An 18,213-nucleotide genomic window follows, 5' to 3' on the forward strand; every position below is an offset into this window, starting at 1 on the left:
TTTTCTTAATTGTTTTCATAATTTAATAGCTATAAAATACTTTAAACTACTTGTCATTTTAACATAAAATATAAATAATTATTAAACTTTTTTTAATATATAATTATTTAATTGACTCTCTTTTGTTTTATTTTGGAATAAAAACCATTGAATACTTATTTTTTGAAATTCTTTTAATGTTATTTCTTCAGCTCTAATTTTTGTCAAAAGTTTGTTTTGCTCAAAAAAAAGAATAATTTCTGTTTTAGGTAATAAAAATACACTCGATAAATTATTTAATAAAGTTTTTCTTTTTTGTTTAAAAGCAGCTTTCACAAACGTAATAAAGTTTTTTTGAGATGAAGTAGAAAAGGTATTAAAATCGCTTTTATGTTTGCTTAATTTTAAAACAACGCTATCCACTTTAGGTTGGGGGAAAAACATATGACTTTTAACTTCTTGAATTTTTTCGATATTAAAAAAATATTGTGTTATAACTGATAAAGCATTATAGTTTTTGCTATTAGGTTGAGCCATTAAGCGCATTCCTACTTCTTTTTGCATCATCAAAGTTGCATCAACGATTTGCGGGGTTTGAATGATTTTAAAAAGAATGGGGGTGGTAATATAATAAGGCAAATTACTAATCAAAGACAATTGACAATTGATAGAAAAATAATTATCAAAATCTTTAACTAAATCTCTTTTTAAAAAATTATCATAAATAATTTTGATCTTAGTTGTATCAAAAACTAAAAAAGGTTTTAAAGTGGGGTCTATTTCATAAGCTAAAAGTAAATTGGCTTCCTTTGTAATAAGATTAGTTAGAGACCCTTTTCCGGGACCAATTTCAATTACGTTTTTTCCTTTTAAATTAGCTTTAGAAACTATTTTTTTTAATAAATTAACATCTTTTAAAAAGTTTTGACCGTATTTTTTTTTGGGTTGATGTTGCATTTAGGCCTCTGCCTCATTCTTATTATTTCTTTTCAAAAGGACGGTAAAAAAATTTATTATCTGTTTTTACACCGTTTCTAATCAAATTTTTAATAATAGATGATTCTTCTTTCAAGCTTTTGAGTTGATGAGATGTTTTAATTAAAATATTTTCTCCAAAAACTTTGTTATTTTCATAATAAGCTCTTTTTCCTACCGTATTAAATGAAGTGTAATAATCTAGATATGCTTCGTTTTGATTACGATATTTATCTTGAATTTCTTTTATTTTCTCTTCATTTTCTTCGTTAACATCCAAAATATGCCAAATAGAGCGATTCAAAAAATCAAGACATAAATTTTTTAAAATTTGATCTTGGCTGTATTTTAATTGTAAAATCAAACCATTAATATAAAAATCATCAATTGCTAAATAATTTTCTAAATTTTTTTTATCTTGAAGAAAAAGAGCCAAAACATTAATATAAGATTCAAAAGGAAAATTCGTTTTTAATAAATCCTCTAGACGTTTATAAATTTTTTCTAAAATGGTGATATATGACCTTACTTTGGGATGATAATAAACTTGCCAAAACATATGATAACGATTGATTAAATAATTTTCCACAGCAAAAACTCCGCTTTTCCGAAAAGCAATGCATTTTGATTTTGTTTTGGGGTTGTTTTCAATAATCATACTCCGCATTAAACGTTCGGTGTCAATATGACCGTAAACAGCGCCCGTAAAATAAGAATCTCTTTCTAAATAATCTAATCTATCAATGTCAATTTGACTACTTAATATTTGTTCTATCAAAGGGTATTTGTTGGTTTTTTCAATCACGCTAGCTACATCATTTTTAAAATCAGAATCTATTTTGTTTAATATAAAAACAATTTCGGGATCTTCTTTAATAATACGAGCACTTTGTTTCTCGTGATTTACATTAAATATTTTTTCAAAATGATGAGAATATGCACCATGGCCTATATCATGCAACAAAGCAGCCACTAATAAAATTAATTTTTCTCTTTCCGAAAAATGAATAGCAAGGTCTTTAATTTCTAAAAAACGGCGCGCCAGTTCATAAACTCCTAAACTGTGGGTAAAACGAGAATGTTCAGCACTATGAAAAATAATATTAGTACCACTTAATTGTTTAATTCTTCGCAGTCTTTGAAAAGAAGGAGTATTGATTAATTCTTCAATTATTCGATATTCTAAATAAATATAACCATAAATAGGATCACGAAAAACTTCAGATCTGGAAAATTTAAAATCGATTTGTTGCTTGTTTTGCATAATTCTTTGGGATAGCTAAAAGACGTTTATCATTATTAACAAAAATTTTTAACAGAACCCATTTTTCGCCTCCATATATTAAAAATTAAACTTCAAAATAAAAAATAATTACGACTAAAACTTATTTCATTTATATAAAATCTTTTAGATTTCAAATAGTATATTTTTATTTTTTTTGTTAAGTTAATGTTTTATCAACAAAAAGAAAAGCAATTATATTCTAGGAATTACAAAAGCAGTCTTTTGTATGTTTATTTAGGTTGGTATTTTGATATGTATTTTTTTTCAACCTGTTTATTATATTCTTATCTTTTTATTTGATTTCAAATTATATGATTTCAAACAAAGGGATTATTTTTTTGTTTTTTTGGAGACGAAAAATAATTTTACTAGCGGCATAAAAATTCATAATATGAATGTCTTCAAATTTTTTTTCTTTGTCTTCTTTTATAATTTTATTTAATTAATGTTACTTGATCGCCTGTTTTTAACAAAAAGGCACTAGCATCATCAGTATCTAGATGACATTCCAAAACAAAATCAGGATGAACGCGACATAAAACTTGCTCTAATGTCCCTGGTTTAGTCCCTGCAACTTTAACAGCAACCATTTGTTTATCTTTCACCCCAAAAACTTGAGCATCTTGAGTAGAAAAATGAATGTGTCTATTAGCAATAATTACCCCTTCTTGAATATCTACTTGACCTTTGGGACCTATTAAAGTGGCTTTTCCTGTTCCTTTAAGGTCACCTGATTCTCTCACAGGAGCAATAAATCCATGCCTTAAAGCGTCACTTTGACTAATTTCTACTTGATCTGAAGAACGCACGGGCCCTAAAATACGCACTTGAGGAAGTATTTTTCCCGTTGGGCTTAAAATATCAATTTTTTCTTGTGCTGCGAATTGCCCTGTTTGCTTTAAAGGTTTAAAGAAAGTTAATTTATAATCTTTGACTCCAAATAAAATATCTAAAGTTTGTTGCGACAAATGAACATGTCTGCCAGAAATTCCTACAGGTATTACAAACACTTTATTCCTCCATTTATTTTTTTATATATTACGTTTTTATTATAACATTTATTAATAATTCTGTAAAAGCAAAAAATGAGTTTTTTGCAAAAACAAGAAAAATTTTTGATTTGGAAAAAAATTAGGATTAACTCAAAAGTCAATCTTTTTTTTATCGCAAAAACTAATAGATATTCTGATTCTTTTCTAAAAATGTTTGGGCTGCTGAAATAATTAGGACACTTTTTTATTTTTTAAAAAAAATTTATGACCGACTTTTTAGTTGGTCTTTTTTTGTACACAAAACTAAAAAATAATGACTTTTATATCTTTTCTAAAAACGTTTTTAGAAAAAAAACAAAATGTCGCCCATAAATGAAATTCCAAAACAAAAACGAGGAGTTACGTTTTTTTTGAACTGAAATGATGAAACATTTAAGACATTTTTTATTTTTTAAAGATTAAATAGGTAATTTTATATTCTTTAAAACCAATAAAAGATATTAATTAAACTAAAAAGTTTTTATAAGTTTTTTCATGATTTGTTAGTTTGAAAAGATGAAAAATTTAATAATGACATAATAGTTTACAGGCCACTTCCTTTAATGCCTTCAATATCATTAATTTAAGGTCAATTAATTTTTGATGAACCACGCGATAACCAAGCCTTCTTTTTCTTTTGCCATCAGTTGTGATATATGAACCTTGTTGACATATTTGAAACAACGCTTTTTCTAATTCACTTTGAGGTCTAGGATGAAGACTTTGCTTAATCCACCGAAAATAACTAGTTTTTGAAATAGATAACCATTTAATCAATTGTTCTAACGAAACTTCTTTTTGATATTTATTAATAATTTTTAAATATAATTTTCTATTTTTTTTGAAACTAGTTTTTAGTTGGTTTTTAATTGCTGTTTTAATTGGACTAATTCCTTTTTCAAAAACCTTTCTTTTTCCTCTAATTGATTGTTCTAGCCTTTCCGCCCCTTTTAATTCATACCACTCTACCCATTGATAAATCTGACTCCGATTTTTAATCTTTAAGTTTTGTTGTATTTCTTTACATCTTTTGCCTTCTTGTTTTGCAAAAACAGCCTTTAATTTAACATCCAAAGAATATAATTTTAATTTTTTCTCCATTTCTAAGCTCATTTCTGTTTTATTAACATAACTTTATTTTTTTAAGCCTTGATTGTTAAAAAAACTGTTTAGTTATTTTGCAATAATTGAAAAAAACAACAATAAAACTTCTTAAAAGATTTTATTGTTGTTTTAAAATATTTATTAATTATTTTTTAATTTTTTTAGAATTTGTTGATGAGCTTTCTGTTGGACTATTTCTTTTTTCATTTCTTGATAATAATTTAGTAATTTTATTTAAATTAATTTGAATTCTTTTTTTATTAAAATACTTAATACCTTCCTTTAAGTTATCAATTGCTTCATCAAATTCCTCGTATTCTTTTTTTTGTTGGTTTTTGTTATTGCTTTCCATCGCCATAACTTGATTATTATTTATTATTAATAACATTCCTAAAACAGCTAATAAACAAATACTTATTATTTTTAATTGATTTTGTAATTTAAACATTAATTACTAAACTCCTTATTTTTATTTATTTTAATTATTTTTTGTATTAAATTTCTTATTATAAAGTGTGATATATCTTTGTTTTGGGTTGAAGTGAAGGTAGTAATTTTTCATTTCATCTTTGGGATATATGGAATCTTTAGGGTCTATGATATGGCAACTAACTTCATCCATGAAAAAGTCTTTATCTTCTTCAATTAACCATTTCGGACCTTTGTAGTTGAGTTTTGTGTAGTGATCGGAAGGATCATTGATAAACATATTATCAAATTGTGAATCATCATTTTTATTTTTCGTATGGAAAGTATCAAAAAAATCAATCCTGCTGTCTTTTACTTCCCATTTGTCAAAAGGATTTTTCATAAACGACATTATATCATTTGGCTCGTATTCACGGTGCTGTCCGCTACCAAGGCCGTTGAGGCCGTAGAAAGTGTATTTAACTTTAATCATTTGGTGACCCAAAACAAGGTGATTAACATCATGACTATAACTTTGACAAGGTCTACCTTTCCAATCATTAGGTGACCCAAATTCTGCATTTGGATCATAACCATCTGCTTTATAATATTTCTTAACTTCGTGGTTATCATCCCTAGAATGGTATCCTTCAAACCATTCAGATTCAATTTCTATCTTTGGGTTAGGAATAGTATAGGTTTTGGGCCTGGAGTTTGTTATATCGTATTTACTGTCTAAAAATATAAAACCACCGAAAATAGCAAATATACTTATTATAATAACATAATATATAATTATAGTTTTTATTGGATTTCTTTTTTTATATTTTTTAGCTTTTAATTGTCCTGCCAACATTTGATTATGTGATAATTCTGCTTTTTTTGGTTTAATTCAGTTTGAATAGTATTTATTTCTTCTTGTAATTCAGTTTTTTCTTGAACTGATAAAGCTTTATTATTTACTAACTCAGATATTTTTTGGTTTAATTTTTCTTGTTTAGTTATTGTCTCAATTTCAATTTGTAATTTAATATTTTCTACATTATTTAATTTATTATTTACGTGTTTTTGAACAACCCAAATCAATAAAGGACCCAATCCAAAAAAAACTCCTAAAATACCTATAATAACTAATACTTTAAATAACTCCATCCTATAATTAACTTCCTTTTTTATTTTTATAACTTATCATCATTGTATCATAATCCAATCTGGTAATGCAAAAAAAATTGCATTACCAATTAAACCATTTTTTAACTGTGTCCCATTTACTAGCAACAGCTGCAGCACCAGAAATTGCACCACCTGCAAGTCCACCTAAAAACGTACCCAAAGGGCCCGCAGCACTTCCCAACGTAGCTCCCGCCATCATACCAGCTTTGGTGCAAACACCTATGTTAATCGCAGCACCTACGTTTTTTACACCTATTTCCCAAGATTTTCCTTTTTCTTTTAATTGTTTCGAATTATTGGTTAATTTTAACTTATCTTCATTTAACTCAACAATCTTTTCATCCAATCTTTCTTTTGTTGCAACGTGCGCGTCTTGTTCTTCTTTTAATTGGGCTTTTAGTTTATTGATTTCGTGTAATAATTCTTTATTATCACTACCCAAAGCACCACTTCCACTTTCAAGTCCTGCAATTGCCCCTTCTAGTTGTTGAATTTTCATTGCTTGTTGCTTAAAAGTTTCTATATTGTTTTCAATTTCGGCAGTTAATTTTATAATTTGTTCTGCTTGTTCTTGAACTTTTTGTTGCAATTGTTTAATTTCTTCGTCTTTTTGTTTGATTGTTTCTTGCAATTTAGTTTCGTTGGCTTCTAAGGCGTTAATTTTACCCTTTAACTCTTTTATTTGAGCTTCTTTATGATTTAATTGTTTAACTAATGCATCATCAGCGTTACCATTTTTAACCAATTCAGCTTGTATCTCTTGCATCTCTTTTTCTTGTTGCTTGTTTTCGGTTTTAGATACATCAAGTTCTTGTTTGATTTTAGTTAAATCATTAGTATATTTTTCTTTTAAGTTTTTATTTTCCAATTTTAAAGCATCAATTTCACTTCTAAAACCTTGTTCTTTAATTTCTAATTGTTGCATTTCGTTTTTTAAAGTTTTAATATGATTTTCTTTATTGTTTAATTCTTGTTGCAAACTATCATCTGGGGTTTGATTTTCTAATAATTGATTATATTCTAGTTGAGCGTTTTTTAAATTAGTTTCATAATTTGCTAATTCTTGAGATATATTTTTTAATTTTTCTTTTGCTTCATCAAGTTTGATTAAATTTTGTGGTGGTTCGGTCTGTGAGGTTGGTTCGCTAAAAATTAAATCAGCTCCATTAGTGGAATATGGTATATTTCTCATATTAATAGAAGGTTCGCAATAATATTTACCTGGGGATAGTTCTATACTTTCTCCTTGTATGGTATTTTTATTTATTTCTCCACGATATGCTTGATAACCCCTTGCATTTTGGGTGAATCCAGTTTTATAAAAATCAATCTTTGGAACAATTTTATATGTGAAAGGTTTATCGGACCAAAAAGGAGGGAATTTTATTATTTTACTATCAGTTTCAGAACTATAATCTGTTAAGGTTTTTGACTCTTTCCAATTTGTTATATTTGTGTCCCTTTCAAAAAATGTTATCATTTTTTCTAAATTATTTTTGTAAGCTGTTAAAGCCCCTATTTTTTTGTTAGTTTCATCTAATTCTGCTTGTTTAGCTTTTAACTCTTTTTGTAATTGTTTAGCATTTTCACTGTTTTTTTCAATTTGTTCTTTTAGTTTTTGGGTTTCATTTTCTAGTTCAGAAACCATGTTTTTATAATTTGTAATTTGTTTTTGGATTTCTTCCAAAGTTTTTACATGTTGTTCTCTTAGGCTCATAGTTTCTGTTTGGGTTTTTGATAATTGTTGTTTTAAGTTTTTTTCGTTTTCTTGTAATTGTTTGATTTCTCCTTCTTTAAGTGATAATTGAACTTCAAAATTAACTTTTTCTTGATTGATGTTGTTTTTTAGGTTATTGATTTCTGAATTTAATTGCTTGACTTCATTTGCTGATAAATCTTTTTGTTCAGTTAATTTTCTTTCTTTTTCTTCCAATTCAACTTCTTTATCAAATATTTTTTGTTGTAATTTGTCTAAATCTTGTTTATTTGAAGCTAATTGTTTTTCTAGTTGGATTTTTTGACTTTGTATTTGTTCTATTTCTTTATTTTTGTCTTCGGTAATTTTTTCTTGTCTATTTAAATTGGTTTGAATATCTTTAACTTTATTGTTTAATTGTTGTTGTTTTTCTTCGCTAGAAGTTTTGATTTGTTCTAAATTATTTTCTTGGGTTTGGATAAAATTGTTTAATTCAGTTTGTTTTTTTGCTGCTGCTTCTAATTTTTGATTTAAGTTATTTAATTCTTCGTTTTTAGATGTTAAATTAGTATTTATGTCCGCAATTTGCTTAGTTAATTGTTGTTTTTCTGCATCTGATAAGTTTTTTTGTTCTTCTAATTGCTTGGTTTTTTCTTCTAAATTTTTCTTATCTTTATTGATAAAATCATTTAATTCAATTTGTTTTTTTGCTGCTTCTTCTAATTTTTGCTTTAAGTTATTTAATTCTTCGTTTTTAGATGTTAAATTAGTATTTATGTCCTCAATTTGCTTAGTTAATTGTTGTTTTTCTGCATCTGATAAGTTTTTTTGTTCTTCTAGTTCTTTTTCTAAAATATCTTTTTGATTTTTTATATTTAGCATTTCTAAATAATGCGCTTGTAAATTGGCTTCAAAATAATTTCTTTCTTGTAACAATTCTTCGTTTTTGGCTTTTTCATGGTGCAATAACTCCTCAACTTGTTTTTGCATGTCTGGATTCAATAAACTTTTATTATACTCTTCTTTGTTAATTTCTTTTTGTTTATGAATTGGTTGTTTCAAAGTTGGTTGAGGAGTTAGGGTTTTATCATTTAATTCAGTTGATTTGGTTGTTTTTTTTTTTTTTGAGTTTCTAAGGTTTCAGAATCTCTGTTATTTTCAGTTAATTTGTCTGGTTCAATTTTTTTGTTTGTATTATCTACTTTGTTTTCTACTTGTTGTGGTGGAGATGTATTTTTTGGTGGTTCTTGGTTGGTTTTTTCGGTAAGTGTAATAGTTCCTACATAAGTGATAGTACTTATTAAAACTGCTCCTCCTAAGAATGTGCCAATTCCTGGGATTAAACAACATGCAGCCGCAAGTAAACAACCAACAACAAGCCACAAAACTTTTGATGCAATAGCAGAATATTTAGGGTCTATTCCTGCATTTTCTAAAGCTTTTTTGGTTTTGTCATCTAGATTATGAGCTGCATTTTGAATAAATTGCCAACATCTTTAAATTAAAGGCTGTTTTTGCGAAACAGGAAGGCAAAAGATGTAAAGAAATACAACAAAACTTAAATATTACAAATCGGAGTCAGATTTATCAATGGGTGAAGTGGTATGAATTAAAAGGGGTGGAAAGGCTAGAACAATCAATTAGAGGAAAAAGAAAAGTTAAAGATTCAGAAATTAATCCAATTAAAACCGCAATTAAAAACCAACTAAAAACTAATTTCAAGAAAAATAGAAAATTATATTTAGAAATCATTAATAAATATCAAAAAGAAGCTTCATTAGAACAATTGATTAAATGGTTATCTATTTCAAAAACTAGTTATTTTAGATGGATTAAACAAAGTCTTCATCCTAGACCTCAAAGTGAATTGGAAAAAGCCTTGTTTCAAATATGCAAACAAGGTTCATATATCACAACTGATGGCAAAAGAAAAAGAAGGCTTGGTTATCGCGTGGTTCATCAAAAATTAATTGACCTTAAATTTAAGATAAACGCTAAAACTGTTTTAAAACTGATGCATCAATTTGGGTTATTATCACAAAGAATACAACGAAAACCTCAATATTATTATGATTTAGCTATTCAAAAAGAAAATAATTTAAAAAACCTAATTCAAAACAATTATCATGCCACAAGACCGTTTGAAAAATTATGTACAGATATTACTTATATACCTTTTGGGAAAAATAACCAAAAATTATTTGTTACAATATTTCTAAAATCGCTGATGTTGATTTTGTAATTAATACTTTAAAAGTTATTCCTACATTAATAAACCCTTGCATTCTTCATTGTGATAGAGCAAGTGTTTATACTTCTAAAAGATATCAAACTGAGTTAAAAGCAAATAATCTAATAACTAGTTTCTCAGCTAAAGCCATGCCAACTGATAATGCATGTATGGAGGCATTTTGGGCCAACATGAAACGTGAAACTATCCATTATGAAAAAATGCAAAATTTAGACGAACCTCAAATTATAGAAATTATTACTGATTACATTGAATATTATAATATTTATCGCAAAATGAAAGTCCTAAATTATTTATCACCAATGGATTTCAAGCACCTTTCCCTATAGGAGAATTCAAAAGCGACTCAATAGCTGTGGACGAATATGTCTTTGAAACAAGCGATGGAAAACATTTAATTATGAAATCTTCTACTTCTGTCGGCTTTTTGAAAACTACAATAACCCCTAAAATTCCACCAAATACCAAAATAGAAGCTATTTATTTTGTTGATGGCATACGCCTTCTTCCTCTAGAATATGAAAGCTACACCATCGAAGATTTAATCAAGCTATCAAACGGTGCTAAACATGTTTATCTTTTCTCCTTCAAAATCCCAAAAGAAAAAATAAACATTACACTCCCTGATGCCCTAGACCCTCTCGAAGCCATTAAAACCTGGAAAAAAGAACATAATTTATCTAATTATGGTGGGGCAACACGCTCCTACGAGGGCGAACTGGGCCTAACCGAATACACAACAAAATACAATCATATTGAAAACGATTTTGAAACAGAAGACAAAATTTATCACATCACCTGTGAAAACTCCAAACAAAAAGCAAAAATTATAGAGGATTACGTGAGAGCACTCCACTATTATCTTTATTGACGAAATTAGTGGCATGGCTAACCGTGAAGACAAAAATTCTAATAAAACAAGTATTAATATTGTTAATAATATTTTAACTAAATTAGATGGTTTTAACCGTTCTGACAAAAAAATTGTCTTAATGGGCGCTACTAATCACCTAGACCAAATTGATAAAGCGCTCAGAAGTCGTTTTAGCAAAGAAATTAAAATTGATTTAATTAAAGATGAAGAAATTGAAGGTTTCTTAAAATTCTTGATAGAACCTTATCAAATCAGTTATCACACTTACCTTCATTTAAAAGAAATTGCAAACAGATGTAAAGGCAAAAACTACTCTAACCGTGATTTAACAACTATCATTAATGATGCCTATAATAAAACAAACAAATTCAAAACCCTAAATCCAAACCATGAAGTCATGTTGCCTTCTGATTTAGATGAAGTAATTGACACTAAACAAAGAATCAACAAATCAATTACAGAAATTAAAGCACGCAGAAAAGAATGTGAAGAACAATATGAATCATGGAAACAAGGTTTTTTAAAATACCTCAAACCTCCCAAAGATGCAAGAATGATTAAAGTAAAATACACTTTCTACGGCCTCAACGGCCTTGGTCGTGGAAAGCACCGTGAATACGAGCCAACTGATATAATGCCGTTTATGAAAAACCCTTTTGACAAATGGGAAGTAAAAGATAGCAGGATTGATTTTTTTAATACTTTCCATATGAAACGTAAAGATGATGATTCACAATTTAATAATATGTTTATCAACGACCCTTCAAACTACTACACAGAACTCAACTACAAAGGCCCAAAATGGTTAATTGAAGAAGATAAAGACTTCTTCATGGATGAAGTACAATGTCATATAATAAACCCCAAAGATTCTAGATATCCCAAAGATGAAAAGAAAAATTACTACCTTCACTTCAACCCAAAACAAAGATATATCACGCTTTACACTAAGAAATTTAATACAAAAGACCGATTAAACAAACCAAAGAACAATTAGAAAAACAGCAAAAAATTTAAATAAATAATCAGAAAGAGAGAAAATAAAATGGCGAAAAAAATAATTCCAATTAAAAAAACAAAACAAAAACAACCAATTAAAAAAACTATTAAACAAGTAAAAACCAAACTTCCTACTAAAAAAACTAAAAAAATAATTCCAACTCCCAAAAAGACTGTTTCCAAAATTAAAAAAATAAAAAAACCTTCAAAAACTATAATCAAAAAACAAATCCAACCTACTAAAATAATTGTTGAAACCAAAAAAGAGAATTGGTTTGTAAAATTAATCAAATCAATTGTCAAAATAACCCTTATTTTATTACCATTCATACTAATTGGTGGAGGAATATGGCTTGTAATTTCTAAGTTTTTTCCTGAATTAGCTGCAAAATTTGGTGGAGTTGTTGATAAATGTTGGCAATTTATTAAACATATATGTCATAATCTAGATGACAAAACCAAAAAAGCTTTAGAAAATGCAGGAATAGACCTCGAATATTCTGCTATTGCATCAAAAGTTTTATGGGTTGGTGGTGGTTGTTTACTTGCTGCTACATGTTGTTTAATCCCAGGAATTGGCACATTCTTAGGAGTAGCAGTTTTAATAAGTACTATCGCTTATGTAGCAACTATTACACTTACCGAAAAAACCAATCAAGAACCACCAAAAAACGCATCTCCACCACAACAAGTAGATAATACAAACAAACAAATTGAACCAGACAAATTAACTGAAAATAACAGAGATTCTGAAACCTTAGAAACTCAAAAAAAAAAAAAACAACAAAATCAACTGAATTAAATGATGAAACCCTAACTCCTCAGCCAACTTTGAAACAACCAATTCATAAACAAAAAGAAATTAATAAAGAAGAATATAATAAAAGTTTATTGAATCCAGACATGCAAAAACAATTTGAGGAGTTGGGTACCGTTGAAAAAGAACGAGAAGCACAATTGTTGCAAGAAAGAAATTATTTTGAAGCTAATTTGCAAGCACAACAATTAGAAATGTTAAATATAAAAAATCAAAAAGATAATTTAGAAAAAGAACTAGCAGAACAAAAAAAACTTATCAGATGCAGAAAAGCAACAATTAACTAAGCAAATTGAGGACATAAATACTAATTTAGCTTCTAGAAACGAAGAATTAAATAATTTAGAAAAAGAGCAAGAAGTCCAAGCAGAATTAAGACAAGAATTATATGATGTTATCAACAAAGATAAGGAAAATTTAGAACAAAAAACCAAGCAATTAGAAGAACAAAAAAACTTATCAGATGCAGAAAAACAACAATTAACTAAGCAAATTGAGGACATAAATACTAATTTAACATCTAAAAACGAAGAATTAAATAACTTAAATCAAAAATTAGAAGAAGAAGCAAAAAAACAAACTGAATTATATGATGTTATCCAAACCCAAGAAAAAAAGTTAAAACAAATCCAAATTTCTAGTGAAGAAAAACAACAAGAATTAAACAATAAAATTAAAGATATTCAAACCACTTTAGATAAGCAAGCAAAAGTTACCGAAGACAAAAACAAAGAATTAGAACAAATGCAAAGTCAAAAAATTCAACTAGAAAACCAATTAGCTTCAAATAAACAAGATTTACAAAATTTACAAAAAGAAATATTTAATAAAGAAGCTAAATTGGAAGATAAAGAAAAAGAACTAGAAGAACAAAAAAACTTATCAGATGCAGAAAAACAACAATTAACTTCAGAAATCAATAATCTAAAAAACGATATCAACCAAGAAAAAGTTAATTATCAAGCACAAGTATCACTTAAAGAAGAAGAAATTAATCAATTGCAACAAACCGAAAGTGATTTAAAACAGCAACTAACTAAAACCCAAGCAGAAACTATGAGCCTAAGAGAACAACATGTAAAAACTTTGGAAGAAATCCAAAGACAAATTACAAATTACAAAAAAACAGTTGCTGAACTAGAAAATGAAACTCAAAAACTAAAAGACCAAATTGCAAAAAACAATGAAAATGCTAAACAATTACAAAAAGAATTAAAAACTAAACAAGCGAAATTAGATGAAATTAACAAAAAAATAGGAACTTTAACAGCAAATAAAGATAATTTAGAAAAAACAATAAAAGACTTAGAAAACGACCAAACAGTAACAAATTATAAAAAGATAAAAAATCGTACAGATTGGGGTGTTAGAAGTAGTAGTAAAGAAATACAATTCCCTCGTTTTTGGAATGATAAACCTTTCACATATAAAATTGTTCCAAAGATTGATTTTTATGAAACTGGATTAACCGAAACAGGAAGGGGTGAGGTGTTCCAAAACTTTGGACAACTTTTTACTTTTTAAAAATTCTTTAAGATTAACTTAATAGTTAGTCTTTTTTTCTTTTCAAGACTAAAAAAATAATTTCATATCTTTTCTAAAAATATTTTTAGGAAGGAATAAAATGTTAAGACAAAAATTATTTAAAGATTTTTTAAAAAATAAAGAATTACTACATGAAATCAATAAACCAAAAGCCCAATTAAAAGAAGAAAAAGCCGCGCACGTTGCAACAAAAGAAAGATTGGAAGAAGAGAAAAATTATTTAGCAATTCGCGATCAATTGATCGAAATTCATTTTGCACTAGTTCATAAAATAGTTAAAGATTTTAAATACTTCCCTAAATCACTCCAAAGAGAGGATTTATACCAAGAAGGAATTTTGGGTTTAATTAAAGCTTTAGATAATTATGAAGATTTAGGTTATGATTTTATTGCCTATGCTACCCCAACAATTAAAAGGGAAATTACAAAACTTATTAGAGGCCTACAAACTACTTCCATTTCCAAAGGAGTTTTTGAGAAAGAAAAACAAACAAGACAAACAAGTAATATTCCTTTAGAAGAATGGGAAGAAGCAACGCAACCCAGGTGGAGCACAATCCTCAACCCCCATCAACTATGGTTAAAACAATATAATCATGAATTATTCTTAAAAAACCTTAAAAATATTTTAAATCCCCAAGAATTCGAAATTATTAGATTAAGTTTTGGTATTACTTTGGGAAATGTTAATGAAGAACCTCAAATTGAATATTCCAACAAAAATATAGGACAAATATTAAATTTATCTTCAAGGCAAGTAGCGATTATCAAAAACCAAGCAATTACTAAATTACAAAAAATATATAAAGAAAGAAATAAATAATATGAATTATCAAAAAAATAAAACTACTTACTATAATATCCCTGATAAACTTATTAAAAATTATTATTCTCAAAGAAATAGAAAAGTATAATTTTATAACACAATAAAGGAGCAAATAACTATGCAAACTCATAAAATAGATATTCTAGATGTAGCTACTTACTTAATAAACCACCAAAATAAAAATGATTATACACCTTTAAAACTTCAAAAATTAGTTTTTTTTGTATATGCTAAAAATTTAATAGATACTAACCAATCTATGTTTAATAATGATTTTGAATCTTGGCATTATGGTCCAGTTTCACCTAAATTATATACTAATTTACCAAAAGACCAAAAACCATTAAATTATCAACAAAAAATTAAAGAAAATTACGATCAAAACATTTTTTCCCAACAAGAAAAAGAAATTATGGATTATGTTATAGAAAAATATGGTCCTAAAACAGCTACCGAATTAGTAAATATAACACATAGACCAAATTCTCCTTGGGAAAGAAGTTATATATCGCAATATTTTGCTTTAAATAATATTCCTGATAAACTTATTCAAAATTATTATTCTCAAAGAAATAGAAAAGTATAATTTTATAACACAATAAAGGAGCAAATAACTATGCAAACTCATAAAATAGATATTCTAGATGTTGCAACTTATTTAGTAAAACACCAAAACAAAGATGATTTTACTCGTATGAAAATCCAAAAATTAGTATTTTTGACATATTGTAAATATTTACTTAAAGGTTTAGATTTTTTAATTAATGAATTAAAAGCGAGAATATAATATGAATAAAAATACTATTGCTGAAACTTTTGCTGGTGCTGGCGGTTCTCATTTAGGGTTTATTAATAATGGTTTCGTAAGCGTTTATATTAATGAATTTGAACCCAATTGTATTCAAACTTTGAAATTAAATTTTCCTTTATTAGAAAAAAAATGTTATATAGACCCAAGAGATATTAATGATATCTCAATTAATAAAATCTCAATTATAAATGTTGATGTTTTATTTGGTGGTATTGTTTGCAAAGGATTTAGTTTAGCAGGTCAAAGAAAACCCACCGATAAAAGAAATTATTTATATTTAAAACAATTAGAATTTGTTAACCATTTAAAACCTACAATTTCTATTATTGAAAATGTTCCTACTTTTTTAACTACTAAAATCTTAAAAAAGGAATTGATTCCTCAATTTGAAAAAGAAATTGATGATATTTGGCAAGAATACGCTCAACTTCAAGCCAAAAAAGGTAGCAAAAGAAAAAAGAATTTATCTCATGAATTAGAAAATAAACGTCTTTTGGAATTAAAAAACCTAAAAAACGATTTATTAAAAAAATTAGAAAAACAACAAGTTTTAATTTCTGTATTTGATGATATTAAAAATAAATACGATAAAATGGGTTATAAAGTTTACCATCAAGTATTAAATTCAGCTTGGTATGGTGCAGCTACTGCTAGAAATAGAGCTATTATAGTAGCAGTTAAAAAAGAAATAAAAAAAATTTTTACCTTTCCTAAAATCACTCATTTTCAAAAAGATAATCCATTAGGGAATATTAATGGAATGAGTTTTTGTGATAATTTACTCCCTTATACTACTGTAGAAGATGTTTTCAAAACCATTGATTATAATAATTTAGATGATTTAGATAATATACCGATGTCACACAATCCCAAAACTATTAAAAGATTTGGTTTTATCCCTGAGGGAAAAAATATTTCTCATATTATTGACCAATTACCAAATGAACTTAAAATTAGTAGTTTTTATTCTCGTGGAAGTGCTACTAGATTATCTAGACACAAACCATGCGGCACTTTGGTTCCAGGACATAGTGCTTTACCTATCCATCCTTGGTTGAATAGAAGCATCACAATAAGAGAAGCCGCTGCTTTAAGTGGATTTCCATTAAATTATAAATTTTATGGGAGCCATTCAAATAGGTGTGAACAAATAGGTAACGCAGTACCTATTTTACTATCTAATGCTATTGCTAAAAAAATAAAAAAATTTTTAAAAGAGGTAAAAAGTGAATGAAAACAAATTAACGGATTTAATTCTAAAAGATGATAATTTTAAAAAAAATTTTGCTCGTTTATTAAATATCGATGATTTTATAATTCAAAAAGAAGAAAAATTTATTAATAACATAAAAGCTGATTTTTGCTTTTATAATCATAAAAATAAAATTATAGCTATTTTAGAATGCAAAGGACAAGTGGGCATAACAGAATACATAAGAGGAGTTGGTCAAATTTTACAGTATCAAGGTTTTAAAGAAAATAATATTTTTGATAAATTTTTAAATGAAACAAAAGTAATTTTGGTAGTTCCTAGTTCTGTTTTCGGTAAGAAAAGTCACTTTAACCCAGCTAAAGTTTTTTATCCTAAAGAAACTGAATTAATACAACATTCCTATGTTTGAAAATGATTTTGAGGCTTGGGAAGAAGGTCCTATTTCATTGCCTTTATATTTAGAACAAATTAAATATCCCACCAAATTTGATAAAACAATAACATTTTCTCAAAAATACGATGAAAATAAATTTACCAAAGAACATATCCAAATAATGAATAGCATTTTAAAAAAACATGGTTCTAAACCATTAAGACAAATATATGATTTTATTCATAAAGAAAATGGTCCTTATAAAATAAGTTATAAAAAGAAAGATGTTTCACAAAACTCTATTTTAGATTCAACATTAAAACAGTGTTATTTATCTAAAAAGCATCTAATATAACAAAAATATAGGACAAATGTTAAATTTATCTTCAAGGCAAGTAGAAATTATCAAAACCAAAGCAATTGCTAAATTAAAAAAAATATATAAAAAAGGAAATAAATAATATGAATTGTAAAAAAAATACAACTACTTACTACAATATTGATGGTAAAACAATTTACGCCATTCACGAACATGATCCCGATACATTGAATTTTATTAAAACAACTTGGTTTAATAAAAATGGCAAAACAATTGACTTTATTACTGAATATGATCCTGAAACAGAAGAACCAATCAAAGAAACCTGGTACAACCCCGACAGGGAAACAATTGATTACATCAGAAAATACAACCCTCAAACAGGCAAAGAAACCAAACGAACTATTTACAACGACGACGAAAAAACAATTTACTCCATCACCGAATACGACCCTCAAACAGGGAATGAAACCAAAAAAACCTATTACAACTCCGATGGAACAATTAAAGAAGAAAAAACTTTTTAATTAAGAT

The 18,213-nt window shown here is 27.0% G+C and carries 20 protein-coding genes and 4 pseudogenes; 16 read left to right on the forward strand and 8 right to left on the reverse strand.

Annotated elements, in window-relative coordinates:
• Nucleotides 1-81: 81 nt before the first annotated feature.
• The 8 genes and pseudogenes from rsmA to SLY_RS04795 all read right to left on the reverse strand — a co-directional run bounded on the left by rsmA (nucleotide 82) and on the right by SLY_RS04795 (nucleotide 9,036).
• The gene (rsmA, locus tag SLY_RS00575; protein WP_015637697.1) at nucleotides 82-936 is read right to left on the reverse strand and encodes a 16S rRNA (adenine(1518)-N(6)/adenine(1519)-N(6))-dimethyltransferase RsmA; all 855 of its coding nucleotides are present in this window, start codon (nucleotides 934-936) and stop codon (nucleotides 82-84) included.
• Between the two features lie 22 nt (nucleotides 937-958).
• Nucleotides 959-2,218, reverse strand: coding sequence for an HD domain-containing protein (locus SLY_RS00580; protein ID WP_015637698.1), 1,260 nt, complete (start codon nucleotides 2,216-2,218; stop codon nucleotides 959-961).
• Nucleotides 2,219-2,673: 455 nt separating this feature from the next.
• Nucleotides 2,674-3,249 carry a phosphate propanoyltransferase gene (locus SLY_RS00585; RefSeq protein WP_012358838.1) on the reverse strand — a complete coding sequence of 192 codons (576 nt, stop codon included), beginning with the start codon at nucleotides 3,247-3,249 and terminating at the stop codon, nucleotides 2,674-2,676.
• 546 nt (nucleotides 3,250-3,795) lie between these two features.
• Entirely contained in the window at nucleotides 3,796-4,383 is a 588-nt protein-coding gene (locus SLY_RS00590) for a helix-turn-helix domain-containing protein (RefSeq protein ID WP_015637699.1), read from the reverse strand.
• A gap of 136 nt (nucleotides 4,384-4,519) precedes the next feature.
• Nucleotides 4,520-4,822, reverse strand: a complete 303-nt coding sequence (locus SLY_RS00595; RefSeq protein ID WP_015637700.1) for an SVM family protein — start codon at nucleotides 4,820-4,822, stop codon at nucleotides 4,520-4,522.
• Between the two features lie 30 nt (nucleotides 4,823-4,852).
• Nucleotides 4,853-5,934 (reverse strand): annotated as a pseudogene (locus SLY_RS00600) (hypothetical protein).
• An 82-nt stretch (nucleotides 5,935-6,016) separates the two neighbouring features.
• Entirely contained in the window at nucleotides 6,017-8,713 is a 2,697-nt protein-coding gene (locus tag SLY_RS04865; RefSeq protein WP_015637703.1) for a coiled-coil domain-containing protein, read from the reverse strand.
• Between the two features lie 29 nt (nucleotides 8,714-8,742).
• On the reverse strand, nucleotides 8,743-9,036 hold the full coding sequence (locus tag SLY_RS04795; RefSeq protein ID WP_015637704.1) for a hypothetical protein: 294 nt from the start codon (nucleotides 9,034-9,036) through the stop codon (nucleotides 8,743-8,745).
• A 161-nt stretch (nucleotides 9,037-9,197) separates the two neighbouring features.
• On the opposite strand from SLY_RS04795, the pseudogene SLY_RS05570 reads away from it, so the two are divergent.
• From SLY_RS05570 to SLY_RS04880, 16 genes and pseudogenes are all read left to right on the forward strand, one after another.
• Nucleotides 9,198-9,245: pseudogene (locus SLY_RS05570) on the forward strand (hypothetical protein); the annotation flags it as partial.
• Nucleotides 9,246-9,893, forward strand: a complete 648-nt coding sequence (locus SLY_RS05575) for an IS3 family transposase (RefSeq protein WP_015637705.1) — start codon at nucleotides 9,246-9,248, stop codon at nucleotides 9,891-9,893.
• Between the two features lie 137 nt (nucleotides 9,894-10,030).
• Complete coding sequence (locus tag SLY_RS05580; protein WP_015637706.1) at nucleotides 10,031-10,231, forward strand: IS3 family transposase; 201 nt, start codon at nucleotides 10,031-10,033, stop codon at nucleotides 10,229-10,231.
• Between the two features lie 71 nt (nucleotides 10,232-10,302).
• Nucleotides 10,303-10,773, forward strand: coding sequence for a hypothetical protein (locus SLY_RS00620; protein ID WP_235043285.1), 471 nt, complete (start codon nucleotides 10,303-10,305; stop codon nucleotides 10,771-10,773).
• A pseudogene (locus SLY_RS00625) lies at nucleotides 10,757-11,773 on the forward strand (AAA family ATPase); the annotation flags it as partial. The gene SLY_RS00620 and the pseudogene SLY_RS00625, both read left to right, overlap by 17 nt.
• A 48-nt stretch (nucleotides 11,774-11,821) precedes the next feature.
• A complete protein-coding gene (locus SLY_RS00630) occupies nucleotides 11,822-12,577 on the forward strand; it encodes a hypothetical protein (protein ID WP_015637709.1) in 756 nt (251 codons plus the stop codon).
• A 29-nt stretch (nucleotides 12,578-12,606) separates the two neighbouring features.
• On the forward strand, nucleotides 12,607-12,879 hold the full coding sequence (locus SLY_RS05585) for a hypothetical protein (protein ID WP_015637710.1): 273 nt from the start codon (nucleotides 12,607-12,609) through the stop codon (nucleotides 12,877-12,879).
• Nucleotides 12,880-13,336: 457 nt separating this feature from the next.
• The gene (locus SLY_RS05590) at nucleotides 13,337-14,116 is read left to right on the forward strand and encodes a hypothetical protein (protein ID WP_015637711.1); all 780 of its coding nucleotides are present in this window, start codon (nucleotides 13,337-13,339) and stop codon (nucleotides 14,114-14,116) included.
• A gap of 100 nt (nucleotides 14,117-14,216) precedes the next feature.
• Nucleotides 14,217-14,960, forward strand: a complete 744-nt coding sequence (locus SLY_RS00645) for a sigma-70 family RNA polymerase sigma factor (protein ID WP_015637712.1) — start codon at nucleotides 14,217-14,219, stop codon at nucleotides 14,958-14,960.
• 121 nt (nucleotides 14,961-15,081) lie between these two features.
• The gene (locus SLY_RS00650) at nucleotides 15,082-15,549 is read left to right on the forward strand and encodes a Panacea domain-containing protein (RefSeq protein WP_015637713.1); all 468 of its coding nucleotides are present in this window, start codon (nucleotides 15,082-15,084) and stop codon (nucleotides 15,547-15,549) included.
• 30 nt (nucleotides 15,550-15,579) lie between these two features.
• Nucleotides 15,580-15,750, forward strand: a complete 171-nt coding sequence (locus SLY_RS05385) for a Panacea domain-containing protein (RefSeq protein WP_015637714.1) — start codon at nucleotides 15,580-15,582, stop codon at nucleotides 15,748-15,750.
• A gap of 1 nt (nucleotide 15,751) precedes the next feature.
• Nucleotides 15,752-17,008, forward strand: coding sequence for a DNA cytosine methyltransferase (locus SLY_RS00660; protein ID WP_015637715.1), 1,257 nt, complete (start codon nucleotides 15,752-15,754; stop codon nucleotides 17,006-17,008).
• A complete protein-coding gene (locus tag SLY_RS00665; protein WP_015637716.1) occupies nucleotides 17,001-17,396 on the forward strand; it encodes a hypothetical protein in 396 nt (131 codons plus the stop codon). Before SLY_RS00660 ends, SLY_RS00665 begins: the two co-directional genes overlap by 8 nt.
• The gene (locus SLY_RS05865; RefSeq protein ID WP_015637717.1) at nucleotides 17,389-17,715 is read left to right on the forward strand and encodes a Panacea domain-containing protein; all 327 of its coding nucleotides are present in this window, start codon (nucleotides 17,389-17,391) and stop codon (nucleotides 17,713-17,715) included. Before SLY_RS00665 ends, SLY_RS05865 begins: the two co-directional genes overlap by 8 nt.
• Nucleotides 17,714-17,821: pseudogene (locus SLY_RS05205) on the forward strand (sigma-70 family RNA polymerase sigma factor); the annotation flags it as partial. The gene SLY_RS05865 and the pseudogene SLY_RS05205, both read left to right, overlap by 2 nt.
• A 1-nt stretch (nucleotide 17,822) precedes the next feature.
• Complete coding sequence (locus SLY_RS04880; RefSeq protein WP_015637718.1) at nucleotides 17,823-18,206, forward strand: DUF2963 domain-containing protein; 384 nt, start codon at nucleotides 17,823-17,825, stop codon at nucleotides 18,204-18,206.
• Nucleotides 18,207-18,213 lie beyond the last annotated feature (7 nt).

The organism is Strawberry lethal yellows phytoplasma (CPA) str. NZSb11 (genome assembly GCF_000397185.1).
GTDB classification, from domain to species: domain Bacteria; phylum Bacillota_I; class Bacilli_A; order Acholeplasmatales; family Acholeplasmataceae; genus Phytoplasma; species Phytoplasma australiense.